The organism is Streptomyces sp. NPDC006384, assembly GCF_042870695.1.
Lineage (GTDB): Bacteria > Actinomycetota > Actinomycetes > Streptomycetales > Streptomycetaceae > Streptomyces.
Window position 1 is genome coordinate 394,160 of record NZ_JBIAHR010000001.1, and the last position, 25,929, is coordinate 420,088.

Below are 25,929 nucleotides of genomic sequence, written 5' to 3' on the forward strand. Positions count from 1 at the left end.
TCGACTTGCCGGGCCGACCGCGCCCGAAATGGTGCGGTAATGCCGCCTGTGGTAATTGTGCTCTTATTTTTCTCTTATGTGTAGAGGTGGGCGGGCCGCACATGTCCCCCCGGATCGGGGGCAGACGCAGACGTACGGAGCGATCGACTGACACGGCGGAACGGTGGAGGTGGCGGCCGTGACGGGTGCGAAGGTGCTGGAGAGGTTCCCGGCGGGTTCCCCGCGCGGGTCGTGGCCGGCGGAGGAGTACGCGGCACGCCGCCGCGCCGAGGGTGAGCCCGCCACCGTCGTGATGGACCTGGTGACGGACGCCTTCCTGGTGGTCGTCCCGACCCGCGAGAAGCCGACGGGCCGCCGGGCCGGCTAGCGGGGGCGGGCACTGCGGGGGCCTGGGCGGTGGGCGTCGCGTGCAGGTGGAGAGCGGTCGCGGCATGCCGGGGACGCGCCGGAATACATTTCGGTGCCTGAAAGGTTGGCAAATACATCCAGTCGGTGGCCGTCCCGGTCGCCGACCCGGCCGTCGACCACAGTGAGGCACCGTGAACCACCCCGCCCCCGAGCAGCCCGCCGACGTCGTGGCCCGGCTGCGCGCCACCTTCCGTACCGGCCGCACCAAGCCCGTCGAGTGGCGCACCGCGCAGCTCGGCCGGCTGCGCGCCCTGCTCACGGAGAACGGGCCGGAGCTGGAGGCCGCGCTCCACGCCGACCTGGGCAAGAGCGCCACCGAGGCCCAGCGCACCGAGATCGGCTTCACCGTGCGCGAGATCGACCACACCCTGGAACACCTCACCGACTGGCTGCGCCCCGAGCCCGCCCCCGTCCCGGCCCACCTCGGCGCCGACGCGACGGCCTGGACGCAGTACGACCCCCTCGGCGTCGTCCTCGTCATCGCGCCCTGGAACTACCCCGCGCAGCTGCTGCTCGCCCCGGTGGTCGGCGCCCTGGCCGCGGGCAACGCGGTGGTCGCCAAACCGAGCGAGCTGGCCCCCGCCACCTCCGCCGCGCTGGCCCGGCTGCTGCCGGCCTACCTCGACACCGAGGCCGTCGCCGTGGTGGAGGGCGGGATCCCCGAGACCACCGCCCTGCTCGCCGAGCGCTTCGACCACATCTTCTACACCGGCAACGGCACCGTCGGCCGCATCGTGATGCGCGCCGCCGCCGAGCACCTCACCCCGGTCACCCTCGAACTCGGCGGCAAGTCCCCGGCGTTCGTCGACCGCGGCACCGACCTCGACGCCGTCGCCGCCCGGCTGGCGGCCGGCAAGTTCCTGAACGCCGGGCAGACCTGCGTGGCCCCCGACTACGTGCTGACCGACCCGGAGACCGCCGCGGCCCTGGAGCCCGCGCTGGTCCGGGCCGTCGAAGCCCTGTACGGCGAGGACCCGTCCCGGTCGCCCGAGTTCGGCCGGATCGTCAACGAACGCCACTTCGACCGGCTCGCGGCCCTGCTGGACTCCGGCCGCGTGGTCGTGGGCGGCCGCACCGACCGGTCCGCGAAGTACATCGCGCCGACCGTCCTGGCCGACGTCGCGCCCGACTCGCCGGTGATGGCCGAGGAGATCTTCGGCCCGATCCTGCCCGTCGTCACCGTCGCCGGGATCGACGAGGCCATCGGCTTCGTCAACGACCGGGACAAGCCGCTCGCCCTCTACGTCTTCAGCGAGTCGGCGGCCACCCGCGAGCGGTTCGCCGCCGAGACGTCCTCCGGCGGACTCGGCCACGGGCTGCCGCTGGCCCACCTCACCGTCTCCGACCTGCCGTTCGGCGGCGTGGGGGAGAGCGGCATGGGCAACTACCACGGCCGGTACTCCCTCGAGACGTTCAGCCACCGCAAGGCGGTCCTCAGCAAGCCGCTGGCCTGACCCGGCGCCGGCCGTCCCCGGCCGCCGTCCCAGAGGCGGCGGCCGGCCGGGACCGGCCGGACCGGTCAGCCGCGTGCACAGCCGGACCGTTTTCCTGCGCCGCACGAACCACAGCGGGGCCGTGCGCGGCGGTCCGCCGGCATCCGCCGCGGCCCCCCGGATGCCCCTCTCCTGTTCCAGGCGGTCGAGCATGTCCTGCCCGCACTGCCCGCACTGCCCGCACTGCCCGCACTGCCCGGGCTCGCGCGGCGGTGCGGTGATCCTCGCGGCCGTGACGGCAGTGGACGGGCCGCGTCCGCACCTCGGGGCCGGGACGTAGGGCCAGGAGACTGGCGCCGCGACGGGTTTTACGTATAACCTCTCCCGTCAATCGCCCGTCCCGGAAGGATCCGATGGCACGCATCGCCCTGGTCACCCTCGTCGTCGACGACTACGACGAGGCGATCCGCTTCTACACCGAGGCCCTCGGATTCCGGCTCGCCGAGGACGCGCCGAGGCCCGACGGCTCCCGCTGGGTCGTCGTCGAGCCGCCCGGAACCCCCGGCGCCCCGGAGCAGGGCACCGCCCTGCTGCTGGCCCGCGCCAAGGGCGAGGGGCAGCGTGCCAGGATCGGTGACCAGACGGGCGGACGCGTCGGTTTCTTCCTGCACACCGACGACTTCGTCCGCGACCACGCCCGCATGACGGCCGCGGGCGTGACCTTCCTGGAGGAGCCCCGGCACGAGCCCTACGGATCGGTCGCCGTCTTCCAGGACCTGTACGGCAACCGCTGGGACCTGCTGCAGCCCGCCGCCACCTGATCCGCCCGCCCTTTCCGCACCGACCCGCCGAGGAACCGCCGAACATGACATCTACGCGCATAGACGCCGACACCCTCCGCCGCCTCCCCAAGGCGGTGCTCCACGACCACCTCGACGGCGGCCTGCGCCCCGCGACCGTGGTCGAACTGGCGAGGAGCGTCGGCCACCCCCTGCCCACCACCGACCCCGACGAGCTGGCCGCCTGGTACTACGAGGCCGCCAACTCCGGCGACCTGGTGCGCTACATCGCCACCTTCGAGCACACCCTCGCCGTGATGCAGAACCGCGAGGGCCTGCTGCGCGCCGCCGAGGAGTACGTCCTCGACCTCGCCGCCGACGGAGTCGTCTACGCCGAGGTCCGCTACGCCCCCGAGCTGATGACGAACGGCGGGCTGAGCCTCGCGGAGGTCGTCGAGACCGTCCAGGAGGGCCTGGCCGCCGGCATGGCCAAGGCGGCGGCGGACGGCACCCCGGTCCGCGTCGGGACCCTGCTGTGCGGCATGCGGATGTTCGACCGCACCCGCGCCACCGCCGACCTCGCCGTCGCCTTCCGGGACGCGGGCGTCGTCGGTTTCGACATCGCCGGCGCCGAGGACGGCTTCCCGCCCGCCGACCACCTCGACGCCTTCGCCCACCTGCGCCGCGAGAACGTGCCCTTCACCATCCACGCCGGCGAGGCCCACGGGCTCCCCAGCATCCACCAGGCCCTCCAGGTGTGCGGCGCCCAGCGCATCGGGCACGGCGTGCGCATCACCGACGACATCCCCGACCTCGCCGCCGGACGTCTCGGCCGCCTCGCCTCCTGGATCCGCGACCGCCGCATCGCCCTGGAGATGTGCCCGACCTCCAACCTCCAGACCGGCGCCGCCGCCTCGATCGCCGAGCACCCGATCACCGCGCTCAAGGACCTCGGTTTCCGCGTCACCCTCAACACCGACAACCGCCTCGTCTCCGGCACGACGATGACCCGTGAGATGTCGCTCCTCGTCGAGCAGGCCGGCTGGACGCTCGAGGACCTGCGCACGGTCACGGTGAACGCCCTCAAGAGCGCCTTCATCCCCTTCGACGAACGCAACGCCCTGATCCGGGACGTCGTCCTGCCGGGCTACGAGGCCGCGCTCCGGACGAGCCCGCGCACGTAGGCGGCCTGCCCGACGTGCTGCAGGTCGTCGGACAGGACGCTGACCAGGCGCACGGCCAGCGTCACCGGCGGATCCCAGTTCTCGTCCACGACCCGTTCCAGGTCCTTCGCGGTCAGGGACCGCAGGGCGCCGAGCGTCTGCTCGTGGACGGCGTCGTAGTAGCCGGTCAGCAGGCCGGCCGAACCGACCCGGACCTCGGCGACCTGCGCCGGGGTGTGCCCGTACCCGGTGTCGCCGGGCGGCAGGCCGAGCCCGAACCGCTTCTCCCAGCCCTGGGACCGCCACACCTGGTCGAGCCCGAAGGCGTCGGCGATGTGGTCGTCCTGTACCCGGGTGAGGTGCCAGACCAGCCAGGCGACGGGGTTGGCGTCGCCGGACGGGCGGGCGTTCAGGCCGTCGGGGTCCAGCCCCTCGACGGCGGCGTGGACCTCTTCCCGGACGCGGCCGTAGCCCTCGATGAGGATGTCCTTCGCATGCATGGGTCCACCATCGCGCACTCCTCCCTCAGGCGCTCCCCGTCTCCAGCAGTCCCATCAGCGCCCGGGCCGCGGGGCTGGTGGCCTCGGCGGGCGGCAGCAGGGCGACGGTCTCGTACGCCGTGCCGTCGGAGCCCTTCAGCGGCAGCGAGGCGAGCGAGGCCCGCTTGTGCCGGAAGTGGCGCGGCACGACCGCGATGCCGAGGTCCTCGTCGAGCAGGTCGAGCAGCCCGTGCACGTCGTTGACCTCCAGCGCGACGGTCCGCCGTACGCCGGCCGCGGCGAAGGCCGCGTCGGTGACGCGGCGCGGGCCCCAGTCCGGGTGGAAGTCGACGAAGACCTCGTCGGCGAGATCGTGCGGGCTCGGCACCGCGCCGCCCTTCGCGAGACGGTGGCCGGGGTGACACAGGACGGTCATCGGCTCGCCGGCCAGCGAGACCGAGCGCAGCTGGTCGGTGTCGGCCCGCGTCCGGTAGGCGAAGGCGAGGTCCAGCCGCCCGGCCGCGACCTCCTCCGCCAGCTCCCCGGAACCCGCCTGCCGCAGCCGGATCTCCACGTCCGGGTGCCGGCGCCGGAACGCGGCCAGCAGCCCCGCCACCGGTACCCCGGCGATGCACTGCTCGCTGCCCAGCGACAGCGTGCCGCGCAGCACCCCCTGCACCGCGGCGACCGCCTCGTGCGCCGCCCGCACCTGTGCCAGGACGCGCCGCGCCTCGCCCAGCAGCGCCCGCCCGGCCTCGGTCAGCGTCACACGGCGCGTCGTGCGCACGAACAGCGGCGCCCGCAACTCCCGCTCCAGGGCCCGGATCGACGCCGACAGACCGGACTGGGACACCAGCAGCCGTTCCGCCGCCCGGGTGAAGTGCCGGTCCTCGGCGACCGCCACGAAATGCTGGAGATGACGCAGTTCCATGACTCAGAAGCGTAGGCGCACAATCCCATCGGATTCTTCTGTTGGACCTCTGCCCGCAGGTCACGACAGAGTGGGGGCCACCCCCCGGATCGACCTCTCTGGAGTCGCGTTGTACACCGCACACCCCGACCGTTACGCGGACATGCCCTACCGGCGCACCGGACGCAGCGGGCTGAAGCTCCCCGCGCTCTCGCTCGGCCTGTGGCACAACTTCGGCCCCGACCGCCCCGTCGGGACCCAGCGAGCCATCCTGCGCCGCGCCTTCGACCTCGGCGTCACCCACTTCGACCTCGCCAACAACTACGGCCCGCCGCCCGGCGCCGCCGAGTCCGCGCTCGGCGAGGCCCTGAGGGCCGACTTCGCGCCGTACCGCGACGAGCTGGTGATCTCCACCAAGGCCGGCTACCTCATGTGGCCCGGCCCGTACGGCGAGTGGGGCTCGCGCAAGTACCTGCTCTCCTCGCTCGACCGGAGCCTGAAGCGGATGGGCCTGGAGTACGTCGACATCTTCTACTCGCACCGCCCCGACCCGGAGACTCCCCTGGAGGAGACGATGGGCGCCCTGCACTCGGCGGTGCAGCAGGGCAAGGCGCTGTACGTCGGCGTCTCCAACTACTCGCCGGAGCAGACCCGCGAGGCCGCCCGCATCCTCGCCGGTCTGGGCACCCCGCTGCTGATCCACCAGCCGCGCTACTCCCTGCTCGACCGACGCCCCGAGACCAGCGGCCTCCTGGACACCCTCGACGAGCTGAAGGTGGGTTCCATCGCCTACTCCCCGCTGGAGCAGGGCCTGCTGACCGCCCGCTACCTCGACGGCATCCCCGAGGACTCGCGCGCCGCGGGCGACAGCCCCTTCCTCAGCTCCGACGCGGTCACCGGGGAACTCGTCGGCAAGCTCCGCGCGCTGGACGGGATCGCCGCGTCCCGCGGACAGTCGCTGGCCCAGATGGCCCTCGCCTGGGTGCTGCGCGAGGGCCGGGTGACCTCCGCCCTGGTCGGTGCGAGCAGCCCGCAGCAGCTGGAGGACAGCGTCTCGGCCATCAAGAACCTCGCCTTCGACGCCGAGGAACTGGCCCGGATCGACAAGATCGTCGCCGGCTAGGCGGAGCAGGCAGGCGGAGCAGGACACCCGCCCGGGGCTCCGGAGGCACACCGCCTCCGGAGCCCCGGTGCGTGCACGGGCCTCCGGGCCCCGGGGCTCCGGGACGCCAGTGCTTCCGGCCGGAAAATGCCGCGAATATGCCAGGAGACTGGCCAAAAACCCATGGTGACAGTGGTTCAGCAGTGAACATACTCACCTCTGGGGCCTCTCACACCACGCGACAGCGCCCTCACGCACCGCACGCGAGCCGCACGGACGTCCCGCCCACCGGCGGACGGGCCGCGCGACGGGGAGGGGAGCAGTGCACGACGAATTCCTGTGCCACGTCACCGCCTACGGTGTCTGCGAAGGCCGGCGCATCGGCGTGCCCCTGGGGACCTATCGCGCCCCCACGCTGGCCCTCGCCCTGTGGTGGCTGCGCGACCGCGCGTCCTGGATCGCCGAGCGCCTGGACCCCCAGCCCGACAGCCCCCGCCTACCGCGCGGCGCCCTCACCCCGGTCGCCGACGACGCTCCCGACGTACCGCGCGTCCTGCGCGCCTGGTGCGCGGACGGCGACCAGCAGGAACGAGTCGCCGAAGAACTGGCAGCGGGGCGCCTGATACGCGTCGCCACCAGCGACGAGACCACCGAGTACGAACTGCTGGCGGAGTCCGTGGACGCGCTGCGCATGCAGCGGGCCTCCCCGTCACTGGTCGTCCCCGTCGGCTGAGCGGCCCGCCGGAGAGCGCGGCTCCCTACCGGGGTCGTCGTCGGCCGGTGCCGCCCGCCGCACGCGCGAGCAGCGCGCCGAGGAACCCGGCGGCCAGACCCCACACGACGGCGAGACCGACCGCCCCCCACAGCCGCGGACGCAGGAACAGCCGCCCGGACAGACCCCCGCCGAGATCCCCGATCCCGAGCACCGACAGCCCGTAGAACGCCGAGATCCGGCCGACCAGACACACCGTCAGGGCCGTGAGCGCCAGCGCGGCCGCCATGTGCAGCGCGTGCCGCCAGGCCGGCGTCCGGACCGGTGAGAGGACCGCGGCCGCCCACCCGGCGGCCGGCAGCAGCACCGCGGCCGTGACCAGCAGCCACCACATCCGCCCGTCCTGCGCGGTGAGCGTGCCCAGATCCACCGTCGACACGTCCGGCGTGCGCAGCACCCGGTCGAGCACCTGCGGCATCGGCAGCCCGAACGGCCCCTCCACCCGCCCGTTCCAGGCACCGCCCATGCCGATGGTCAGCGCCGGCCACACGAGGTTCGGCAGGCCGAGCAGCAGCACGGCGAAGGTGTCCGCGGGCCGGCCCCGCGTCCCGGCGACGACCAGGCCGACGACGACACCGATGACGACGTACGCGAGCAGCAGCGACACCATCGCGCACGCCACCGGCCGCGCCGACGCCCGGAACCCCGCCAGGCGCCCCGGCAGCGGTGCCTCGCGCGCCACCAGCAGGGCCACCGCCAGCACACCCGCCAGCCACAGCAGCCCGGACAGGACGGTCAGCGGCACGTCCGCCGTGAAGCCGATCCGCGGGGTGACGCCGAACAGGTCGGCGAGGTCGTCGACGACGCCCTCGCCGAGCGGCACCTCGAAGGTCTGCCGCGCGGCGAGGGCCGCCCCGAGGAGGGCGAGCAGCCACAGCACCGCGATCCGCCCGGCCCAGCCGGCCAGCTCCGGCATCCCCGCGACCGCCCGGTGGCGCAACGGCCGCAGGAACCCCGCCGCGATCACCAGTGCCCCCGTCAGCGTGACGGACAGCGGCATCACGGTCAGCCCCGCGTCCGTGCCGGCGAGCCCGCCGGCCTCTCCGGTCAGCTCCAGCGCACCGCCGACGGCGGCGACGACGGTCGCGGTGACGACCCGGGGGAAGGCGCGGTCCGGCAGGCCCGTGGCGCCGGCCGCCCACAGACCGGCCGCGGCGACCACGCCCATGGCCACCAGTGCGGCCAGTACCGTGCCGAGGGCCTGCGCCCAGCCGTGGCGGGGCACCGTCCGGCCGGAGGGGGAGGGGGTTCGCGCGCTCACGCGGCCACGCTAAGCAGCGGCCACCGGGCACGCCCTTCCGGCGGGGCCGTCCGGCGGGACCGCCGGAAGGGCGTGCCGCTTCCCGGACCGGCGTCCCGTACGCCCCACGTCAGGCCGAGCCGACGACCAGCGCGTGGTCGCCGAGGCCCATCATGCGGCCGGCCGGCACCTCGCCCCGCGTGGTGAACACCGCGAGGACGCGTCCGGTCCGCGGATCGAACGCCACGTCCAGCACCGTGCCGTGCTCCGTGCCCGTCTCGGTCAGCACCAGACGTCCCAGCAGGGCGTGCCCGGCCGGCGCCGTGCCGGGGAGGGCCGCCGGGACGACCCGGACGGCTCCCGGGCCGACCGACCGCACCGCCTCCCAGGGCAGCACCGTCTCCCTCCGGAGGAGGCCGGTGCGGAACCGGACGTGGCTGACCGTCCCGGCGCGGACGTCCACCGACAGGGACGACACGGTGCCGAGCCTGCCGTCCCCGTCCAGACGCAGCACGGGCAGGCCCCGCACCGCGGAGAAGAGCATCACGGCCACACCCCGCGCCGGCCGCCGGGCACACCGGCCGGCGTCGCGAAGCCCGGCAGGTCGCCGGTGACGTGCCGGACGGTCTCCTCGGGCAGGACGAGCGTCCGCCCCGCGACCGTCAGCGTCTGCCCGCGGGGCACGAAGACCCTGCGGCGGTGGGCCGGGCCGGGCGCGAACCGCCTGCTCGCCACCGTCCGGAAGCCGACGACACGGCCGCGGCCGCCGATGCCGCCCTCCACCACGACGTCGAGGACGGTACCGATCTCGGTGCCCGCGTCCGTCACCACCCGCGCCCCCAGCAGCCGGGCCCGCAGCGTCTCCTGCTGCCCCGTCAGGACCGCGGCGCTCACCAGGTCCCGCCGGTCGCGGACCATCACCGCGTCGTGGCCGAGCGCGTACACCGCCGGCCACGGGAGAGCCTCCTTCATCGGACCGCTCCACAGGCGCCGTCCGCTCAGCGTGAAACCGGTGATCCGCGCGACCGCGGCGTCGAGGACGGTGTCCTTGACGTGGGCGACGGCGTCCCCGCCCAGGGTGACCACCGGGCGGGTGGTGAGACTGCGTGCACCCATCAGTTCGTTCATCGCACACCCTTCCCGTGTCCCGGGTTCCCCGGCGGGCTGTGAGAATGTCCGCACTGCCGGAACAGGGGGACTGCCCCGCCGGGCCCGGGGTACGAGGACTGGTGCAGTGGCGTCCGGCCAGTCCGGCTTCCGAGAGAGAAACGTATGACCGAACACCTGGACGGGGCAGTGATACCGACTGGCTTCGACGTACCCGTGGAACCGCTGAGGCGGGCCGCGCACTACTCCGGGGAGCCCGGGAGCATCGCCGAGGCGCGTGCTTTCGCGTCGCTCTTCCTGGAACAGCTCAGGACCGAGTGGTGCGCCACGATCGGCCGGCGGGCCGACGGCGCGGTGCTCCTGGTGGTGAGCGAACTGGTCACCAACGCCGACCGGCACAGCCAGGGGCCGTACATCCTGGAGCTGGAGGGCACGGACGCCTCCGTGACGGTGAGCGTCTACGACAGCAGCGGCGCGGTGCCCCGGCGTTTCCCCCGCGATCCCGAACGCGTCGGCCGGCACGGTCTGGAGATCGTCCACGCCCTGGCGGACGCGGTCGTCGTCGAGCGGGTGCCGGTCGGCAAGCGCGTGCGCGCGACGCTGAGCCTCACCGCCGAATGACCCGCTGAACGACGCACCGCCCCGGGGACCCGCGTCCCGGGGCGGTGCCGTGCCCGGTCAGGCGCAGCCCAGCTCGCCCAGCATGCCCTCACGCAGCCGGGTGATGATCCGCTTGATCAGCCGCGAGACGTGCATCTGCGAGCAGCCGAGCCGTTCGCCGATCTCCGCCTGCGTCGCCTCCTCCACGAACCGCATGTGGATGATCTGCCGGTCGCGCTCGCTGAGCTCGGCCATCAGCGGGGCGAGCGAGTGGAAGTCCTCGACGAGCCGCAGCCCCTCCTCCTCCACGCCGATGAAGTCGGCCAGCACGGACTCGCCCGTCTCGGGCCCGTCCCCGGTCAGCGCGGCGTCCAGCGAGGACGAGTTGTAGCCGTTGGACGCGATCTGCCCCTCGATCACCTCGCGTTCGCTGATGTTCATCAGCGTCGCGAGCTCGGCGACGGTGGGCTCGCGGTCCAGGCGGCTGGAGAGTTCCTCGTGGGCCCTGGCCAGTTCCACCCGCAGCTCCTGCAGCCGCCGCGGCACGTGCACCGCCCAGGTGGTGTCCCGGAAGAACCGCTTGATCTCGCCGACGATGTACGGCAGCGCGAAGGAGGTGAACTCGACCTCGCGCGACAGCTCGAACCGGTCGATGGCCTTGATCAGGCCGATCATGCCGGTCTGGACGATGTCCTCCATGTCGTCGCCGCGGCCGCGGAACCGGCCGGCGGCGAACCGCACGAGGGACATGTTCATCTCGATCAGGGTGTTGCGCGCGTACTGGTACTCGTGGGTGCCCTCCTCGAGTTCCGCCAGCCGCTGGAAGAACTGGCGGGACAGCTGCCGCGCGTCCCGCGGGGCCACGGCGCGGGGGTCCGCGACCCCCGGCAGTGCCCCGTCGTCCGTCCCGCTCGAGGTCGTCCTCTCGACGATCTGCGCCTTCGGCCGGATCACGGCGGTCTCCATTGCCTCTCCCACGAAAGTCACGGTCGGACGTCTTCCCAGGTTCTCCCTGCGGGCGGATACCCGGGGCGTGGCGATGCATGCCACCCGGTTCTCCGGGCGGCACGGGATCGGTGACCGCGGCGTCTGCACGGGGTGACACATCTTCTTCCAGGGTATGCCCGCGGCGGCCGGCCGGCATGTGTGCGCACGTTCCGCCCACGGGCCGGCCGGCCCGTGGGCGGCGGCGCCCGGCGGGGGATTCCCCTGAGGGCGGAACGCCGTGCTCTTGTCCCGCGCCGCTCCGTTCCTACGCTGGAGAGGTGACCAGCCATGTGCCGAACGAAGCCCGCGTCATCGCCCTGCGCCCGCCCGCCGCGCGCCCGGGGGAGCGATCCGACCGCCGCACCGACGGCCCCGACGCCCCTGTCCGTCCCGGCCGCCCCGCCGCCGGAGAGCCCTTGTGGCGCGACCTGGTCGGTGACGCCCTGCGACGCGAACGCCTCGCCCAGGAACGGACGCTGAAGGACGTGGCACAGGCCGCCCGGATCTCCATGCCGTACCTGTCGGAGGTGGAGCGCGGCCGCAAGGAGGCGTCGTCGGAGGTCCTGGCCGCGGCCGCGGACGCCCTCGGTATCTCCCTGGCCGGCCTGCTGGCCCGCGTCCAGGGAGAGCTGGTGCGCGTCACCGCGCGGCACACCGGTGCCGGCCGCGTCTCCCGGCCCTCCGGTGCCCGGTTCGACGGGATGTGCCTGGCGGCCTGACGGACGCTCTTCGCCGTACGGTCCGGCGGTCGTACGGTCCGGCGCCGCACGCGTGTCCCGTCGTGCGGCGCCGGACCGGTGTCTCACGTCCTCGCCAGGCGCCGGCTGAGCACCTCGTCCGCCAGCCCGTAGGCCACGGCCTCCTCGGCGGTGAACACCTTGTCGCGGTCCATGTCCGCGCGCAGCCTCGCCGGGTCGTGCCCCGTGTGCCGGGACAGCACCTCCTCGACCTGGGAGCGGATCCGCACCATCTCCTTGGCCTGCAGCGCGAGATCGGAGACCGTGCCCTGGCGCCCGCCGCTGGCCGGCTGCCCGAGCAGCACCCGCGAGTGCTCCAGCACGAACCGCCGCCCGGGATCACCGCCGGCCAGCAGCACGGCCGCCGTGGAGGCCGCCTGCCCGACGCAGAACGTCGAGATCGGCGCCTGCACGAACGTCATCGTGTCGTAGACCGCCATCAGCGAGGTGAACGAGCCGCCGGGGGAGTTGATGTAGAGCGCGATCTCGCTCTCCGGGGCCGCCGACTCCAGGTGCAGGAGCTGCGCGATGACGACGTTCGCCACGCCGTCGTCGATCTCGGTGCCCAGGAAGACGATCCGCTCCGACAGCAGCCGGCTGAACACGTCGTAGGAGCGTTCGCCCTGCGGGGTGCGCTCGACGACGTTCGGAATCGTGTAGCTCCCCATCACCGCAGCCCCATCCTGTGCCGCGAGGCGGCCGGACGGACGTCCACGAGGGACTCCACGACCCGGTCGACCATGCCGTACTCCCTGGCCTGCTCGGCCGTGAACCAGCGGTCGCGGTCGCCGTCCCGGGAGATGGTCTCCGGGCTCTGGCCCGTGTGTTCGGCGGTGATCCGCTCGATGGTCCGCTTGGTGAACTCCAGGTTGTCCGCCTGGATCTCGATGTCGGCGGTGGTGCCGCCGATGCCCGCCGACGGCTGGTGCATCATGATCCGCGCGTTCGGCAGGGCGTAGCGCTTGCCCGCCGCGCCGACGCTGAGCAGGAACTGCCCCATGCTGGCGGCGAAGCCCATGGCGAGCGTCGAGACGTCGTTGGGGATCAGCCGCATCGTGTCGTAGACGGCGAGCCCCGCGTGCACGGAACCGCCGGGGCTGTTGATGTACAGGCTGATGTCGGTGCGCGGGTCTTCCGCGGACAGGATCAGCAGCTGCGCGCAGACCCGGTTCGCGGAGACCTCGTCGACCTGGGTGCCCAGCAGCACAATGCGCTGTGCGAGCAGCTGCGCGGCCAGGTGGTCGTCGAAGCGGGTGACGGGGGTGTCACCCTCCTCCGCGCGGGGCTGGAACACGGCCGGCGCCGGGCCGGCGATGAGTGGAGACATCGGCGCTCCTCGTCGAGTCGTCGGGGGAGCCGCGAGCGGCCGGACCGCCGCGGTTCCTCCACTCTCGGCCGGGGGACGGCCCCCGCGGGGATTTCTCTGCCCGCGGCAGATTCGCCGTGAGCAGAGCGCTCACGCGGCCCCGCCGAGATTCCCGGCGCCACGACCGATGAGTTCCGCGCCCCGCACCGGTCGACAGTGATGACCGCGTTCCACGCCCGCTCCCGGGAGGTACTCATGACCACCGACGGATTCGTCACGTGTCTCTGGTTCGACGGGCAGGCGGAGGAGGCCGCCGACTTCTACGTCTCGGTCTTCGAGAACTCGGCCATCGGCTCCGTCACCCGCACCCCGGAGGGAGCACCCGGCGCCGCCGGCACCGTCCTGACCGTCGACTTCACGGCCAACGGCCAGAAGTTCGTCGCCCTCAACGGCGGACCTCGGTTCACGTTCAACGAGGCGGTCTCCTTCCAGGTCATGTGCGAGAACCAGGAGGAGGTCGACCACTACTGGGCCAGGCTCGTCGAGGGCGGCGGCGAGCACGGCCCCTGCGGCTGGCTCAAGGACCGGTTCGGAGTGTCGTGGCAGGTCGTACCGGCCGGGATCGACGAGATGTTCCGCGACGCGGACCCGGCCAGGGCCGAGCGTGCCTTCAAGGCGATGATGTCGATGGGCAAGCTCGACATCGCCGAGCTCGAGAAGGCGTACGCGGGACAGTGAGCCGGCCGCCGCCGGGGACGGCGGACCGGTCCGGGCCGCCGCGGCGCCGCACCCGGCGCACGGAGCGGGGCCCGGACGCACAGCACGAGGAAGCGGGCCTTCCCGCACCCTCCCACCACCATCACCATCCGGAACATTCAGTGAGCGGAGGCGGCAGACATGGCCGTGCAACCCGAGGGAGCCCCTTGCTGGGCCGACGCGATGTTCGGTGACGTCGAGGAGGCCAAGCGCTTCTACGGCGACGTCCTCGGCTGGACCTTCCACGAGCTGCCGTCGGAGTACGGCAGCTACACGCAGTGCTACTCCGACGGCAAGGCGGTCGCCGCGGTGGTGCCGCCGCCGCCCGGCCAGGAGGACCGGCCCCAGTGGTGCCTCTACTTCGCCTCCCGGGACGCCGCCGCGACCGCCGGCCGCGTCCGCGAGGCCGGCGGCGAGCTGCTGATGGGACCGATGCAGGTCGACGACTTCGGCACCATGTGCCTGGCCCGCGACCCGAGCGGCGTCATGTTCGGCGTCTGGCAGGCCGGCACCCACGAGGGCTTCGAGGCGACGGCCGAGCCCGGCGCGTACTGCTGGGCGGAGGTCTTCACCCGCGAGCCCGGGAAGTCCGACGCGTTCTTCCCCGCGGTCTTCCCCTACACGGCGAAGCAGATGGAGGACGCGGAGGTGGACTTCCGCCTCTTCGAGCTGGGCGACAGCCCCGTCCTCGGCCGGATGCGGATGACGGAGGACTTCCCGCCCGAGGTGCCGCCCTACATCAACGTGTACTTCACGGTCCCCGACTGCGACGACGCCGTGGCCCGGGCCACCCGGCTCGGGGGTGTGCTGCACTTCGGGCCCATGGACACGCCCTTCGGCCGCTTCGCGGCGCTCGGCGACCCGCAGGGCGCGGTCTTCTCCGTGATCGACATCACGAAGACAGCGGGGGACATGCCCAAGCTGCGGCCCGTGACCTGAGGGCCGTGGGGACGGCCGGCCCATGGCATGATCGGGGCCATGCGTGAACGTGTGGTGGCCGCGTGCGACGGGGCTTCGAAGGGAAACCCGGGTCCGGCCGGCTGGGCCTGGGTGGTGGCCGACGACGCGGAGGTCCCGGCCCGCTGGGAGGCGGGCCCGCTGGGCCGGGCCACCAACAACGTCGCCGAGCTCACCGCCCTGGAGCGCCTGCTGGCGTCGACCGACCCGCAGGTGCCGCTGGAGGTCCGCATGGACTCCCAGTACGCCATGAAGGCCGTCACCACCTGGCTGCCCGGCTGGAAGCGCAACGGCTGGAAGACCGCCGCCGGCAAGCCGGTCGCCAACCAGGAGCTGGTCGTGCGCATCGATGAGCTGCTCGCCGGCCGCTCGGTCGAGTTCCGCTACGTTCCCGCCCACCAGGTCGACGGCGACCGGCTCAACGACTTCGCCGACCGCGCCGCCAGCCAGGCGGCGACCGTCCAGGAGCCCGCGGGCAGCGGCCTCGGTTCACCGGAACCCCCGCCCGCGCCGGACGCCCCGGCGGCCCGCAGGGCGCCGCGCCGGGCCGCCGGAGGCGCCCGCAGGAGCGCCGGCGCCTCCGCGCGGACCATCAAGGCCAAGTTCCCCGGACGCTGCGCGTGCGGCCGTTCGTACGCGGCGGGGGAGTCCATCGCCAGGAACGGCCAGAGCTGGGGCCACCCGGAGTGCCGCACGGCGGCGGCCGGATAGCCCGCGGCCTCGGCCGGCCGGGTCACACGACGGTGCCGCGCCACTGCCCGGTCTCGCGGCCGCGGCTCTCGATGAACCGCTTGAACCGCTCCAGATCGCCCTTGGTCTGCCGCTGGACGACACCGAGTTTGTCGCCGATCTTCTCGGTCACGCCCTGCGGGTGGAACTCCATCCGCAGCCGCACCTCGGTGCGGCCCGTGTCCAGCGGGCGGAAGGTGACCACACCGGCCTGCTTCGTCTCGCCCGACACCGTGGTCCACGCGACCCGCTCGTCGGGGATCTGCTCCGTGATCTCCGCGTCGAACTCGCGGTGCACGCCGTCGACGCTGGTCACCCAGTGCGTGAGGGTGTCGCCGCGCTGCTCGATGCGCTCCACCCCGTTCATGAACTCGGGGAACGACTCGAACTGGGTCCACTGGTTGTAGGCGGTGCGGACCGGGACGCCGACCTCGATGGTTTCCTGAACCTGCGACACGCTGTACTCCTCCTTCGTTTCGTCGGACGGAGCCGCACGGGTACCCGGCGGCCGGACGGCGAATCACCCCGCGCCGCCCCGGAGAGGCGGGAATATGATCCGTCAGTTTTGTTAATCTGCGGGCCACATGACCGTTTTGAGTGCATTTCAGGGGTGAGTGTGAAGGTCGCTTGCGTCGGCGGCGGGCCCGCCGGTCTGTATCTCTCGATCCTCCTCAAGCTGCAGGACCCGTCCCACGACATCACCGTCCACGAACGCAGCCCGGAGGGCTCCACCTACGGCTGGGGCGTGACCTACTGGCGCGGTCTGCTGGACGAACTCCACGCGCACGACCCCGAGTCGGCCCGCACCGTCGAGGAGCACTCCGTGCGCTGGCGGGACGGCGTCGCTCATGTGCACGACATGACCACCCGTCACCGCGGCGACGAGGGCTTCGGCATCGGCCGCCACCGGCTGCTGGAGATCCTCGCCGCCCGCGCCCGCTCCCTGGGCGTGCACCTGCGCCACGAGGACGAGATCTCCGGCGACGACCCGCCCGAAGCCGACCTCGTGGTCGCCGCCGACGGTGTGCGCAGCGCCCTGCGCACCCACCACGCCGGCCACTTCGGCACCGAGATCAGCGCCGGACGCAACCACTACATCTGGCTCGGCACCACCAAGGTCTTCGACGCCTTCACCTTCGCCTTCACCGAGACCGACCACGGCTGGATCTGGGCGTACGGCTACGCCTTCGGCCCCGAGGGCAGCACCTGCGTCGTCGAGTGCGCCCCCGAGACCTGGACCGGCCTCGGCCTGGACCGGGCCGACGAGGCGGAGGGGCTCAACCTGCTGGAGAAGCTCTTCGCCGACGTCCTGGACGGCCACCCGCTGTCCGGCAGGGCCACCCCCGCCGCCGGCGCCGCCTCCTGGCTGACCTTCCGCACCCTCACCAACCGCACCTGGTCGCGCGGCAACCTCGTCCTGCTCGGCGACGCCGCCCACACCACCCACTACTCCATCGGCGCCGGCACCACCCTCGCCCTCCAGGACGCCATGGCCCTGTCCGCCGCCCTGCGCGAGCACACCGCCCTCCCCGACGCCCTCGCCCGCTACGAGAGCGAACGCAGAGCCGCCCTGCTGCCGGTGCAGAGCGCCGCCCGGCACAGCGCCCAGTGGTACGAGAACCTCCCCCGCTACATCCACCTCCCCCCGGAGCGGATGTTCGCCCTGCTCGGCCAGCGCCACTCGCCGCTGCTGCCCTACGTCCCGCCCCAGCTGTACTACCGGCTCGACCGGGCGGCCGGGCAGCTCGAGCCGCTGCGCCGGTTCAAGCGCTGGCTGGGACCGAGGATCGCGCGCGGCGTGCAGGCACGGGTACAGGCCACCCGCCCCCGGTGAGCCGTGGACCGGCCGTCCCGGCACGGCCGCGGGGCGCCGGATGACACACTGACGACATGGACGAACGCACTTTCGACAGGTCGGGGCAGCGTGCCTCGGTGATCGGCCTCGGCACCTGGCAACTGGGAGCCGACTGGGGAGACGTCGACGACAAGGAGGCCCTCGCGGTGCTGGAGGCGGCCGCCGAGTCCGGCGTGACCTTCTTCGACACCGCCGACGTCTACGGCGACGGCCGCAGCGAGGAGACCATCGCCGCCTTCCTGCGCGGCAGGCCGGACCTGCGCGTCATGGTCGCCACCAAGATGGGCCGCCGCGTCGAGCAGATCCCGCAGAACTACGTCCTCGACAACTTCCGCGCCTGGAACGACCGTTCCCGGCGCAATCTCGGCGTCGACGTCCTCGACCTCGTACAGCTGCACTGCCCGCCCACCCCGGTCTACTCCAGCGACGAGGTCTTCGACGCGCTCGACACCCTGGTGGAGGAGGAGCGCGTCAAGGCGTACGGGGTCAGCGTCGAGACGTGCGAGGAGGCGCTCACCGCCATCGCGCGGCCGAACGTGGCGAGCGTGCAGATCATCCTCAACCCGTTCCGGACCAAGCCCCTGCGCGAGGTCCTGCCGGCCGCCCGGGAAGCGGGCGTCGGCATCATCGCCCGGGTGCCGCTCGCCTCCGGCCTGCTGTCCGGCAAGTACACCAGGGACACCGTCTTCGCCGCCAACGACCACCGCACCTTCAACCGGCACGGCGAGGCCTTCGACCGGGGCGAGACCTTCTCCGGCGTCGACTTCGCCACCGGCGTGGAGGCCGCCGCCGAGTTCGCCGCCCTCGCCCCCGAGGGATACACCCCGGCACAGCTGGCGCTGCGCTGGATCGTCCGGCAGCCCGGGGTGACCACCGTCATCCCCGGCGCCCGCTCTCCCGAACAGGCCCGCGCCAACGCGGAAGCGGCCCGGCTGCCGGAGCTGTCCGAGGAGACGCTCACGGCGGTCCGCGACCTCTACGACCGGCGCATCAGGGCGCAGGTGGAGAGCCGCTGGTAGCCGGGCCGGGCTTGCCGCGCACGCCTCACGGCGCCAGGAGCAGCTGCCGTTCCCGCTCCTGGTCGCCGGAGGAGACCCCCTCGTCCCGCGCGGAGAAGGCGCTGGTCAGCGTCCTGCTCGCGGCCTCGACGGCCTGCGGGGTGCCCTGCAGGGTGACCGTCACCGGCGCCGACAGTTTGGCACCCGCCTCCGGCGGCGCGGGATCCGCCTCCGGGGAGGGCGGGGAGCTGAAGGTCGCGGTGCGGACCGTCGCCCGCTCGTCGGCCGGAAGATCGTCGGGGGCCCCGAAGGCGCCCTCCAGCGCGCGTACGACCGCCCGCGCGTCGTCGATGCCGCCACCGTCGAGTGTCACGGTGAGCTGAGTGTCGGACATCCTTCGCCATCCTCCTCGGCCTCGGTGTGGTACCCGCCCCGTGTAACCGTCCCGCGACCGCCCAAACCGGACGCCGCCCCGGCCCGGCGTCTGTCCGCGGGGAACCCGGGAACAGGGAAGAGGACTCGAGGCAGCGGCGACCCGGGAGGAACAGTGGCCGACATGGGCAGGGACACGGGCACGGCGAACCGGCCGGACCGGCGCAGGGGGCGCAACGAGACCGAGGACGAGCGGGCCGACCGGATGTGGACGGAGCTGATCCAGGAGGTCCGCGTCGCGCAGATGGGCGTGCAGATCCTCTTCGGCTTCCTGCTCACGGTGGTGTTCACCCCGAAGTACGACGACCTGTCCGACACCGACAGGACGATCTACCTGGTGACGGTCGTCCTCGGGGCCGTGACGACCGGCGCCCTGATCGGGCCGGTGTCCCTGCACCGGCTCGTGTCCGGACGGCGGGTGAAACCCCAGGCGGTGCGGTGGGCCTCCAGGCTGACCCTGCTCGGCCTGGTGCTGCTGCTCGCCACCACGACCGCCTCGCTCCTGCTGATCCTGCGCGTCGCGTCCCACGACGGCTTCGTGCCCTACCTCGTGGCCGGCGTGGTGCTGTGGTACCTGCTGTGCTGGTTCGGGATACCGATGTGGACCCGGTACCGGCACACGTCACGCACCGACTGACCGGCCGTGCCGCCCGCTCAGCCCTCCGCCATGAGGTCGGCCAGGAAGTCGTCGACGCACACCTCCTCCTCGCCGGGCGGCACCACCGCGTGCGTCTCGCGCAGGAACGCCGCGACCGCCGTCGCCCACACGAAGACCACGGCGCGATGACGCCCCCCGTCGGGCCGCGTGTCGCCGAGGAACTCCATGCGCAGTTCCTCGCACACACCCCGCGCCTGCGGCCGCAGCCGTACGTCGCCGATGCCGACCGGGCGGGTGAGCCCGTCGCCCACCATCTCCCGGTCCAGCGTCCAGCGGGCGAGCACGCGGCCGTCGTGGCTGAACACCACGGTGAGCGCGAACGGGTCCGCGGGGTCGTAGCTCAGGTGGGCGAGCACCGGAAAACGGTCGGCGTCACCCGTCTGGAGCTGCACGACCACGGTCTTGTGCACGAGCGAGTTCATGGCGGAGGCCTCCGGGAGAGCGGACGTAGGGCCCTCTCATACCCGGCTGTCGCACAAGATGCCCGTGCAACCGGGTGAAATCCGCGGCCGCCCGGCGTCAGGAGCCGCCCAGGGCGTCGCGCAGCGCCGGCAGCAGCGTCTTCTCCGACCAGTCCAGGAACGCCGGCTGGGACTCGCCGCCGATCTGCACCAGCGCGATCTCGGTGAACCCGGCCTCCGCGTACGGGCGTACGGCCTCGACGAAGGCGTCCGGGTCGTCACCGCACGGGATCGACCGCGCCACGTCGTCGGGCGTGACGAACCGGGTCGCCGCGTCGAAGGAGTCCGGGTGCGGCAGCTCCGAGTTGACCTTCCAGCCGCAGCCGAACCAGCGGAACTGGGAGTGGGCGCGCTCGATCGCCGCGTCCCGGTCCGGGTCGTAGCAGACCGGCAGCTGGCCGACGCGCGGCTTGCCCTTGCCGCCGTGCCGGTCGAACGCCTCCAGCAGGTCCGCCTTCGGCTCCGTGGCGATCACCAGGTCGGCGTGTTCGCCCGCCAGTCTGCACGAGCGTTCCCCGGAGACGGCGATGCCGATGGGCGGCGGGGCGTCCGGCAGGTCCCACAGCCTGGCCGACTCGACGTCGAAGTGCGTGCCGCGGTGGTTGACGTGCCGGCCCCCGAAGAGCGCCCTGATGATCTCCACGGCCTCCAGGAGCATCTCGTGGCGCACGTCGGCGGTCGGCCAGCCGCCGCCCACCACGTGCTCGTTGAGGTTCTCTCCCGAGCCGAGCCCCAGCCGGAACCGTCCCCCGGACAGCAGTTGCAGCGTCGCCGCCTTCTGCGCCACGACCGCCGGGTGGTAGCGGAAGGTCGGACACGTCACGTACGTCATCAGCGGGATGCGGGACGTCGCCTGCGCCGCGGCGCCCAGCACGGCCCAGGCGTAGGGCGAGTGCCCCTGCGAACGCAGCCACGGGAAGTAGTGGTCCGAGGTCACCGAGAAGTCGAAGCCCACCTGCTCGGCGCGCACCACGTGGTCGACGAGCTCACGGGGACCGGCCTGCTCGGTCATCATCGTGTATCCGATCTGCACCATGAGGGGCGAGTCCCCGCCCGCGCGGAGCGAAAACGGGCCACGGCGCGGGGCACGTCCACGGCCCGCCCGGGCGGGTCAGCGCAGCCCGAAGCGGTCCGCCCACGCCGCCATGTCGGCGGTCGTCGCGTTGCCCCCGCACACCACCAGCCCGATCCGGGCGCCGTTCCCCACCCGCCGCACCACCTGCCGGGCGGCGGGCAGCAGACAGCCGGCGGCCGGCTCGGTCCACACCTTGGCGTGCTCGGCGAGCTCGAGCGACCCCCGGACGGCCTCCCGGTCCGGCACCACCAGGACCTCGGTGACCAGCTCCGACACATGGTCGTACGTCGACCGCGAGACGGCCGGGGCGCTGAGCGTGGTGACGACCGACGACAGCGGGACCGTCAGCGGGCCGCCCGCCGCCAGCGCCCGGGACATGGCCTCCGCGCCCTCCGTCTCCACGCCCCAGACCCGCACGCCCGGCCGGCGGGCCCGCAGCGCGGCCGCCACACCGGCGATCAGGCCCCCGCCGCCGATGCTCACCAGCACGTCCGTGAGCTCCCCGGCGTCCTCGGCGAACTCCAGTCCCACCGTCCCCTGCCCGGCGATCACCACCGGGTCGTCGAAGGGGTGGACGAGGGTCAGCCCCTCCTCCCGCAGCCGTGCCACCAGAGCGAAGGCACCGTCCATGTCGTCGGTGAGCCGCACCAGCGCGCCCGCCGCCTCGGCGGTCTCCACCGAACGCGCGGGCGCCGTGCGCGGCATGACCACCGTCGCCTTCACGTCGAGGGCGGCGGCCATCACCGCGACGGCGACGCCGTGGTTGCCGCCGCTGACCGCGACGACGCCGGCGGCCCGTTCGGACTCGGTCAGCGACAGCAGCTTCGCCGTCGCGCCGCGCGCCTTGAACGACCCGGTGCGCTGCAGCAGCTCCAGCTTGGCGGTGACCGGGACGCCGAGCAGCGCGGTCAGCCCCGGGCTCGGCACGGTCGGGGTGCGTACGACATGGTTGGCGATCCGCTCGGCGGCGGCTTCGATCCGATCGATCCCGATCAAGGCGTTCGTCCTTCCGGCGCGGGAGGCGGTCCACGCCGTCCGGCAGCCTTTCGCGCGTCGTGCCCCGGGTCAACCGGGCCCCGGGACAAGGACGGTGAGGCACGGGTCCCCGGGCCGCCCGGTGGGGCTCAGTGCTGCTGGGGCTTCTGCGGCGTCGTCTCGCTCGGCCGTACGACGACGTGTCCCTCGCCCTGGAGCACCAGTTGCACGGCCTCCCCGGAGCCCCCGCGCAGCATGGAGCCGAGCGACTGCGAGCGGTGCAGGGAGGTGGTCAGCCCCGCGGACCAGCCGACGACCGCGTCCGTGTCGACGTACACCGGGGACTGCGGCGACACCGGGATGACCAGCGGGTTGCCCTCGCACACCAGCCCCAGCCTGCCGTGGCCCGTGAAGACGCTGTTGAACAGCCCGCCGCCGGTGACGCCCGCGCCCTTCACGGTGGCGATGCGGTACGCCAACGACGCGTCGAAGCACAGGACGTTGCGGCCGTTGACGGTGAACTCGTCGCCCGGTTCCACCTCCACGACGAAGCAGTTCTGCGCCTCCTGCGCGAACCACGCCTCGCCCTGCCCGCGCACCGTCATCAGCGGCAGTCCCTCGCCGGTGACCGCGCGTTTGAGCATGCCGCCCACGCCCTGGCTCCTGCGCTCGAACTGCAGGCTGCCGCGGTAGGCGATCATCGCCCCCTGCCGGGCGAGCATCTCGCCGTCCACCACGTACCGCAGGCACTTGGCGTTCTCGACGGACATGCCCGGCGCTGCGGCGGGCTGTACCACGTACTCGCTGGAGAAAAGATCACCCTTCATGCGGGCATCCTGTCCCGGAGCGCCCGCCTCCGCCAAGTCCGTCCCGCCTCCCCTCCCTTCACGGGGTCACACGCACGGTGCGGGGAAGACTGGCCCCCATGGACGTGACCGCGACACAGGGAGGGGCCCGCATGACGCGCCCGATCACGGCAGGGCTGGACGGATCCGAGGAGAGCCTGGCCGCACTGGCCTGGGCCGCCAGGGAGGCGGCCCGCCGGGGAGCCCCGCTGCACGTCGTGCACGCCTGGCGGGCGGGGCCGGAGACGGCCGGCGCGGGGGACAGGGACACGCAGGAGCGGTGGATCCGCGACGCGGTCGCCGAGTCGGTCCGGACCGTCACCGAACGGCACCCGCGGCTCACGGTGACCACGGACGTCACCGAGGCCGACGACGCCGTCGCCGTACTGCTCGCCGCCGCGGCCGAGGCCCGGACGCTGGTGCTCGGCTCGCGCGGCCACGGAGCGGTCGTCGGCTTCCTGCTCGGCTCGGTCGGCCGGCAGGTGATCGCCGGGGCGACCCGGCCCGTCGTCCTCGTGCGGGCCGGGGACGAGGCCGCGTCGGAGGCCGCCGGCCGCGAGATCGTCGTCGGCCAGCAGGGGGAGCCGGAGGACAGCGCCGACGCGATCGGCTTCGCCTTCGAGACCGCCGCCGCGCGCGGCGCCGCCGTGCGCGCCGTACGGGCCTGGACCCTGCCGACGGTGTTCACCTACAGCCCGGGCTCGATGCGGCTCGCCGACGAGGCCGGCGGCCTGGAGCAGTACGAGCGGAAGGCTCTCGGCGAGGCGCTCGGGCCGTGGCGCGAGCGCTTCCCCGACGTCCCGGTGACCGAGCACGTGGAGATGGGCAGCGCGGGACAGGTCCTGCTGTCGGTCGCCCCCGGCGCCCAGCTGATGGTCGTCGGCCGCCGTGCCCGCCGCAGTGCCGTCGGCGCCCGGATCGGCTCGGTGGCGCACGGCGTGCTGCACCACGCGCACTGCCCGGTGGCGGTGGTCCCGCACGGCTGAACCGCCCGCGGGACGGCTCAGTCCGACGTGGGCTGGAGCGTCTCCCGGGCCTTCGGCAGGATGTTCGTGATGTAGTCCTGGACGGCGGTGTCCAGGCCGATGTCGTGCTGGGCCCGCTCGGACAGGTACCAGCGGTGCTCCAGCAGCTCGTGGTAGATCTCCGCCGGGTCCATCGAGCCGCGCAGCTCCACCGGCACCGCCCGCACCGTCGGCCGGAACACCTCCCGCACCCAGCGGTGGGCGAGGACCTCCGGGCGGGCGCCGAGGGGATCGCCCGGGGCGTAGTCGTCCTGGGTGGCCATCCAGGACTCCAGGTCGTTCAGCAGCCGCCGGGCCTGGTTCTCCTCGGCGTCCAGACCCGTCAGGCGCAGCAGCTGGCGCTGGTGGTGGCCCGCGTCGACGACCTTGGGCACGAAGGTGACCGTGTCGCCGTTGGAGGCGTGCTCGATCTGCATCTCGGCCACGTCGAAACCGAGGTCGTTGAGGCGCCGGATGCGGCGCTCGATGTAGTGGTGCTTGCCGGCCGGGTAGACGGAGGTGCGGGTCAGCTCCTGCCACAGGCGGCCGTAGCGGGCGCAGATCTCCCTGCCGAAGTCCACCGGGTCCACGGAGGGGTGCAGCGCCCCCGACGCCTCCAGGTCGAGCAGTTCGCCGCTGATGTTCACCCGGGCCAGGTCGAGGTCGTAGTCGCGCTGCCCGTCGCTCAGCCTCGGGTGCAGCTCGCCGGTCTCGGCGTCCACCAGGTAGGCGGCGTAGGCGCCCGCGTCGCGCCGGAAGAGCGTGTTGGACAGCGAGCAGTCGCCCCAGGCGAACCCCGCCAGGTGCAGCCGGACCAGCAGCACGGCGAGGGCGTCCATCAGACGGTGCATGGTCGCCGGCCGCAGTGTCGTCTCGAACATCGACCGGTACGGCAGGGAACCGCCGAGGTGCCGGGTGATCAGCACCGGCTCCAGCGGCTCGCCGGCTCCGTCGGTGCGGCCGGTGACCACGCCCAGCGCGTCCACCGCGGGGATGGCGAGCCGGTCCAGGTCGCGCAGCAGCTCGTACTCGCGCAGCGCGGGCCGTTCGGCCAGCTCCTTGACGGCGATCACCTCGTCGCCGGCCCGGGCGTAGCGGACGACGTGACGGGAGATGCCGCGGGGGAGCGGCACGAGGTACTCCTCGGGCCACTCCTCCAGCGGAAGCTGCCACGGCAGTTCGAGCAGGAGCGCGGGGTGCTCCGGATTGGTGGCACTGATCTGCAAGGCCATGCCCCGACTCTAGAACGTCCGTTCCCGCGCCTGTCGCGCGGCGTCCCCCACCGGCCCGCGGTGGAGGGGGCCGTGCCCGGGCAGCAGCACGTCGCCGTCGAGTTCCGCGAGGACGTCGAGCGAGGCCGCCGCGCGTTCCCGGTCGTGGTGGAACATGCCGGGCAGCAGCTGGGGCCCCCGCAGCCGCGAGGTGGCGTGCCCGGTGACCAGCGCGTCGCCGGAGATCACCACCCCGGCGTCCGGCAGGTGGTAGGCGCAGTGCCCGTCGGTGTGCCCGGGGGTGTGCACGGGCACGGGCCGGCCGGGCAGGTCGAGCGCGCCGTCCGCGGGGAAGGGGGCGGGCGCGGTCACCGGGTGGTGTTCGGTGCCGCCGCGGCGGATCACGTGCACCGCCCACGGCAGCACGCCCGGACGCCAGCCGTTGCGCAGGACCGTGCCGACCGACACCTGCTGCAGGAAGTCCCGCCGGGCGTGCGGCACTTCTGCCTCGTGCAGCAGTACGGGGGTGCCGTGGGCGGCGCGCAGGTGCTCGGCGGAGCCCAGGTGGTCGTTGTGGGCGTGGGTGATCAGCACGGCCGTCACCGCCTCGGGCGAACTCCCGATCCGCGCGAGGGAGTCGAGCAGCAGCCCCCGGTCGCCGGGGTAACCGGTGTCGACGAGGGTGACCGCGTCGCCCTCGGCCAGGAGGACCCAGTTGGTGTGGCTCCCGTGCACCAGATAGGTGCCGTCCGCGACCTGCCGCACGTCCGCGCGCATCGACGACCTCGCATTCCCAGGTGGCTGCCCGACGGGGACACCCAACCAGAAACGGCACGCGCACGGGTGCCCGACGCCCGGCACACCCCCGTGACCGGGAACGGCCCCGGATCCGTCCCGGCCCTTCCGGCACGCCGGTGCATCCGATACATTCCCGTACTCGGCGGCGGGTG

The 25,929-nt window shown here is 73.3% G+C and carries 31 protein-coding genes; 15 read left to right on the forward strand and 16 right to left on the reverse strand.

Translation table 11 applies throughout. The features are described 5' to 3' along the window. Nucleotides 1-178: 178 nt before the first annotated feature. The 4 genes from ACFYOJ_RS01745 to ACFYOJ_RS01760 all read left to right on the forward strand — a co-directional run bounded on the left by ACFYOJ_RS01745 (nucleotide 179) and on the right by ACFYOJ_RS01760 (nucleotide 3,804). Nucleotides 179-367 (forward strand): hypothetical protein, encoded by a 189-nt coding sequence (locus ACFYOJ_RS01745; protein WP_356552467.1) that lies wholly within the window; start codon nucleotides 179-181, stop codon nucleotides 365-367. A gap of 172 nt (nucleotides 368-539) precedes the next feature. After that, the gene (locus tag ACFYOJ_RS01750; RefSeq protein WP_356552469.1) at nucleotides 540-1,862 is read left to right on the forward strand and encodes an aldehyde dehydrogenase family protein; all 1,323 of its coding nucleotides are present in this window, start codon (nucleotides 540-542) and stop codon (nucleotides 1,860-1,862) included. Between the two features lie 392 nt (nucleotides 1,863-2,254). Continuing rightward, nucleotides 2,255-2,662, forward strand: a complete 408-nt coding sequence (locus tag ACFYOJ_RS01755; RefSeq protein WP_356552470.1) for a VOC family protein — start codon at nucleotides 2,255-2,257, stop codon at nucleotides 2,660-2,662. A 44-nt stretch (nucleotides 2,663-2,706) separates the two neighbouring features. Then, complete coding sequence (locus tag ACFYOJ_RS01760) at nucleotides 2,707-3,804, forward strand: adenosine deaminase (RefSeq protein ID WP_356552472.1); 1,098 nt, start codon at nucleotides 2,707-2,709, stop codon at nucleotides 3,802-3,804. On the opposite strand, the gene ACFYOJ_RS01765 is transcribed toward ACFYOJ_RS01760, so the two are convergent. Beyond that, nucleotides 3,768-4,283: a DinB family protein gene (locus ACFYOJ_RS01765; protein WP_356552473.1), complete on the reverse strand. Its 516-nt coding sequence runs from the start codon at nucleotides 4,281-4,283 to the stop codon at nucleotides 3,768-3,770. The two genes, ACFYOJ_RS01760 and ACFYOJ_RS01765, sit on opposite strands and share 37 nt — an antisense overlap. Nucleotides 4,284-4,308: 25 nt before the next feature. Beyond that, the gene (locus ACFYOJ_RS01770; RefSeq protein WP_356552475.1) at nucleotides 4,309-5,193 is read right to left on the reverse strand and encodes a LysR substrate-binding domain-containing protein; all 885 of its coding nucleotides are present in this window, start codon (nucleotides 5,191-5,193) and stop codon (nucleotides 4,309-4,311) included. Nucleotides 5,194-5,302: 109 nt separating this feature from the next. Here ACFYOJ_RS01770 and mgrA point away from each other — a divergent pair, with 109 nt between their 5' ends. Both mgrA and ACFYOJ_RS01780 read left to right on the forward strand, forming a co-directional pair. Beyond that, the gene (gene mgrA, locus ACFYOJ_RS01775) at nucleotides 5,303-6,295 is read left to right on the forward strand and encodes an L-glyceraldehyde 3-phosphate reductase (RefSeq protein ID WP_356552476.1); all 993 of its coding nucleotides are present in this window, start codon (nucleotides 5,303-5,305) and stop codon (nucleotides 6,293-6,295) included. Between the two features lie 301 nt (nucleotides 6,296-6,596). After that, complete coding sequence (locus tag ACFYOJ_RS01780; protein ID WP_356552478.1) at nucleotides 6,597-7,007, forward strand: hypothetical protein; 411 nt, start codon at nucleotides 6,597-6,599, stop codon at nucleotides 7,005-7,007. A gap of 25 nt (nucleotides 7,008-7,032) precedes the next feature. Here ACFYOJ_RS01780 and ACFYOJ_RS01785 read toward each other — a convergent pair whose 3' ends face one another. The 3 genes from ACFYOJ_RS01785 to ACFYOJ_RS01795 form a co-directional block, all read right to left on the reverse strand. Then, nucleotides 7,033-8,307: a streptophobe family protein gene (locus ACFYOJ_RS01785; RefSeq protein ID WP_356552479.1), complete on the reverse strand. Its 1,275-nt coding sequence runs from the start codon at nucleotides 8,305-8,307 to the stop codon at nucleotides 7,033-7,035. A 109-nt stretch (nucleotides 8,308-8,416) separates the two neighbouring features. Next, complete coding sequence (locus tag ACFYOJ_RS01790) at nucleotides 8,417-8,833, reverse strand: PRC-barrel domain-containing protein (protein WP_356552481.1); 417 nt, start codon at nucleotides 8,831-8,833, stop codon at nucleotides 8,417-8,419. Then, on the reverse strand, nucleotides 8,830-9,414 hold the full coding sequence (locus ACFYOJ_RS01795) for a PRC-barrel domain-containing protein (protein ID WP_356552483.1): 585 nt from the start codon (nucleotides 9,412-9,414) through the stop codon (nucleotides 8,830-8,832). The genes ACFYOJ_RS01790 and ACFYOJ_RS01795 overlap by 4 nt, the downstream gene beginning before the upstream one ends. 144 nt (nucleotides 9,415-9,558) lie before the next feature. On the opposite strand from ACFYOJ_RS01795, the gene ACFYOJ_RS01800 reads away from it, so the two are divergent. After that, the gene (locus tag ACFYOJ_RS01800) at nucleotides 9,559-10,014 is read left to right on the forward strand and encodes an ATP-binding protein (RefSeq protein ID WP_356552484.1); all 456 of its coding nucleotides are present in this window, start codon (nucleotides 9,559-9,561) and stop codon (nucleotides 10,012-10,014) included. Nucleotides 10,015-10,071: 57 nt separating this feature from the next. On the opposite strand, the gene ACFYOJ_RS01805 is transcribed toward ACFYOJ_RS01800, so the two are convergent. After that, a complete protein-coding gene (locus ACFYOJ_RS01805) occupies nucleotides 10,072-10,959 on the reverse strand; it encodes an RNA polymerase sigma factor SigF (protein WP_356552485.1) in 888 nt (295 codons plus the stop codon). Nucleotides 10,960-11,258: 299 nt separating this feature from the next. Between ACFYOJ_RS01805 and ACFYOJ_RS01810 the strand changes: the two genes are divergently transcribed. Continuing rightward, entirely contained in the window at nucleotides 11,259-11,699 is a 441-nt protein-coding gene (locus ACFYOJ_RS01810; RefSeq protein ID WP_356552486.1) for a helix-turn-helix transcriptional regulator, read from the forward strand. A gap of 83 nt (nucleotides 11,700-11,782) precedes the next feature. On the opposite strand, the gene ACFYOJ_RS01815 is transcribed toward ACFYOJ_RS01810, so the two are convergent. Next, complete coding sequence (locus ACFYOJ_RS01815) at nucleotides 11,783-12,385, reverse strand: ATP-dependent Clp protease proteolytic subunit (RefSeq protein WP_356552488.1); 603 nt, start codon at nucleotides 12,383-12,385, stop codon at nucleotides 11,783-11,785. Further along, a complete protein-coding gene (locus ACFYOJ_RS01820; RefSeq protein WP_356552490.1) occupies nucleotides 12,385-13,044 on the reverse strand; it encodes an ATP-dependent Clp protease proteolytic subunit in 660 nt (219 codons plus the stop codon). Before ACFYOJ_RS01820 ends, ACFYOJ_RS01815 begins: the two co-directional genes overlap by 1 nt. Nucleotides 13,045-13,278: 234 nt before the next feature. Here ACFYOJ_RS01820 and ACFYOJ_RS01825 point away from each other — a divergent pair, with 234 nt between their 5' ends. From ACFYOJ_RS01825 to ACFYOJ_RS01835, 3 genes are all read left to right on the forward strand, one after another. Next, entirely contained in the window at nucleotides 13,279-13,761 is a 483-nt protein-coding gene (locus tag ACFYOJ_RS01825) for a VOC family protein (RefSeq protein ID WP_356552492.1), read from the forward strand. Between the two features lie 159 nt (nucleotides 13,762-13,920). Next, a complete protein-coding gene (locus tag ACFYOJ_RS01830; RefSeq protein WP_356552494.1) occupies nucleotides 13,921-14,718 on the forward strand; it encodes a VOC family protein in 798 nt (265 codons plus the stop codon). Nucleotides 14,719-14,745: 27 nt separating this feature from the next. Further along, the gene (locus ACFYOJ_RS01835) at nucleotides 14,746-15,447 is read left to right on the forward strand and encodes a ribonuclease H (RefSeq protein WP_356552495.1); all 702 of its coding nucleotides are present in this window, start codon (nucleotides 14,746-14,748) and stop codon (nucleotides 15,445-15,447) included. Between the two features lie 22 nt (nucleotides 15,448-15,469). Here the strand turns inward: ACFYOJ_RS01835 and ACFYOJ_RS01840 are convergent, their stop codons facing one another. Next, nucleotides 15,470-15,922: an SRPBCC family protein gene (locus ACFYOJ_RS01840; protein WP_356552496.1), complete on the reverse strand. Its 453-nt coding sequence runs from the start codon at nucleotides 15,920-15,922 to the stop codon at nucleotides 15,470-15,472. A gap of 153 nt (nucleotides 15,923-16,075) precedes the next feature. On the opposite strand from ACFYOJ_RS01840, the gene ACFYOJ_RS01845 reads away from it, so the two are divergent. Both ACFYOJ_RS01845 and ACFYOJ_RS01850 read left to right on the forward strand, forming a co-directional pair. Further along, nucleotides 16,076-17,299, forward strand: coding sequence for an FAD-dependent monooxygenase (locus ACFYOJ_RS01845; RefSeq protein WP_356552498.1), 1,224 nt, complete (start codon nucleotides 16,076-16,078; stop codon nucleotides 17,297-17,299). A gap of 56 nt (nucleotides 17,300-17,355) precedes the next feature. After that, on the forward strand, nucleotides 17,356-18,339 hold the full coding sequence (locus ACFYOJ_RS01850) for an aldo/keto reductase (protein WP_356552500.1): 984 nt from the start codon (nucleotides 17,356-17,358) through the stop codon (nucleotides 18,337-18,339). A 25-nt stretch (nucleotides 18,340-18,364) separates the two neighbouring features. Here the strand turns inward: ACFYOJ_RS01850 and ACFYOJ_RS01855 are convergent, their stop codons facing one another. Next, a complete protein-coding gene (locus tag ACFYOJ_RS01855; RefSeq protein WP_356552502.1) occupies nucleotides 18,365-18,712 on the reverse strand; it encodes a hypothetical protein in 348 nt (115 codons plus the stop codon). 162 nt (nucleotides 18,713-18,874) lie between these two features. Between ACFYOJ_RS01855 and ACFYOJ_RS01860 the strand changes: the two genes are divergently transcribed. Next, nucleotides 18,875-19,387 (forward strand): DUF6328 family protein, encoded by a 513-nt coding sequence (locus ACFYOJ_RS01860; RefSeq protein WP_356552504.1) that lies wholly within the window; start codon nucleotides 18,875-18,877, stop codon nucleotides 19,385-19,387. Nucleotides 19,388-19,404: 17 nt separating this feature from the next. Here ACFYOJ_RS01860 and ACFYOJ_RS01865 read toward each other — a convergent pair whose 3' ends face one another. The 4 genes from ACFYOJ_RS01865 to ACFYOJ_RS01880 form a co-directional block, all read right to left on the reverse strand. Further along, nucleotides 19,405-19,830, reverse strand: coding sequence for an SsgA family sporulation/cell division regulator (locus tag ACFYOJ_RS01865; protein ID WP_356552505.1), 426 nt, complete (start codon nucleotides 19,828-19,830; stop codon nucleotides 19,405-19,407). A 97-nt stretch (nucleotides 19,831-19,927) separates the two neighbouring features. Next, nucleotides 19,928-20,905: an LLM class F420-dependent oxidoreductase gene (locus tag ACFYOJ_RS01870; RefSeq protein WP_356552507.1), complete on the reverse strand. Its 978-nt coding sequence runs from the start codon at nucleotides 20,903-20,905 to the stop codon at nucleotides 19,928-19,930. Between the two features lie 75 nt (nucleotides 20,906-20,980). Then, complete coding sequence (locus ACFYOJ_RS01875) at nucleotides 20,981-21,940, reverse strand: threonine/serine dehydratase (RefSeq protein WP_356552508.1); 960 nt, start codon at nucleotides 21,938-21,940, stop codon at nucleotides 20,981-20,983. Nucleotides 21,941-22,068: 128 nt separating this feature from the next. Continuing rightward, nucleotides 22,069-22,746, reverse strand: a complete 678-nt coding sequence (locus ACFYOJ_RS01880; protein ID WP_356552510.1) for an AIM24 family protein — start codon at nucleotides 22,744-22,746, stop codon at nucleotides 22,069-22,071. 131 nt (nucleotides 22,747-22,877) lie between these two features. On the opposite strand from ACFYOJ_RS01880, the gene ACFYOJ_RS01885 reads away from it, so the two are divergent. After that, nucleotides 22,878-23,750, forward strand: coding sequence for a universal stress protein (locus tag ACFYOJ_RS01885; protein WP_356552512.1), 873 nt, complete (start codon nucleotides 22,878-22,880; stop codon nucleotides 23,748-23,750). Between the two features lie 17 nt (nucleotides 23,751-23,767). Here ACFYOJ_RS01885 and ACFYOJ_RS01890 read toward each other — a convergent pair whose 3' ends face one another. Both ACFYOJ_RS01890 and ACFYOJ_RS01895 read right to left on the reverse strand, forming a co-directional pair. Then, complete coding sequence (locus ACFYOJ_RS01890; protein WP_356552514.1) at nucleotides 23,768-25,000, reverse strand: DUF4032 domain-containing protein; 1,233 nt, start codon at nucleotides 24,998-25,000, stop codon at nucleotides 23,768-23,770. 9 nt (nucleotides 25,001-25,009) lie between these two features. Continuing rightward, nucleotides 25,010-25,756, reverse strand: coding sequence for an MBL fold metallo-hydrolase (locus ACFYOJ_RS01895; protein WP_356552515.1), 747 nt, complete (start codon nucleotides 25,754-25,756; stop codon nucleotides 25,010-25,012). Nucleotides 25,757-25,929 lie beyond the last annotated feature (173 nt).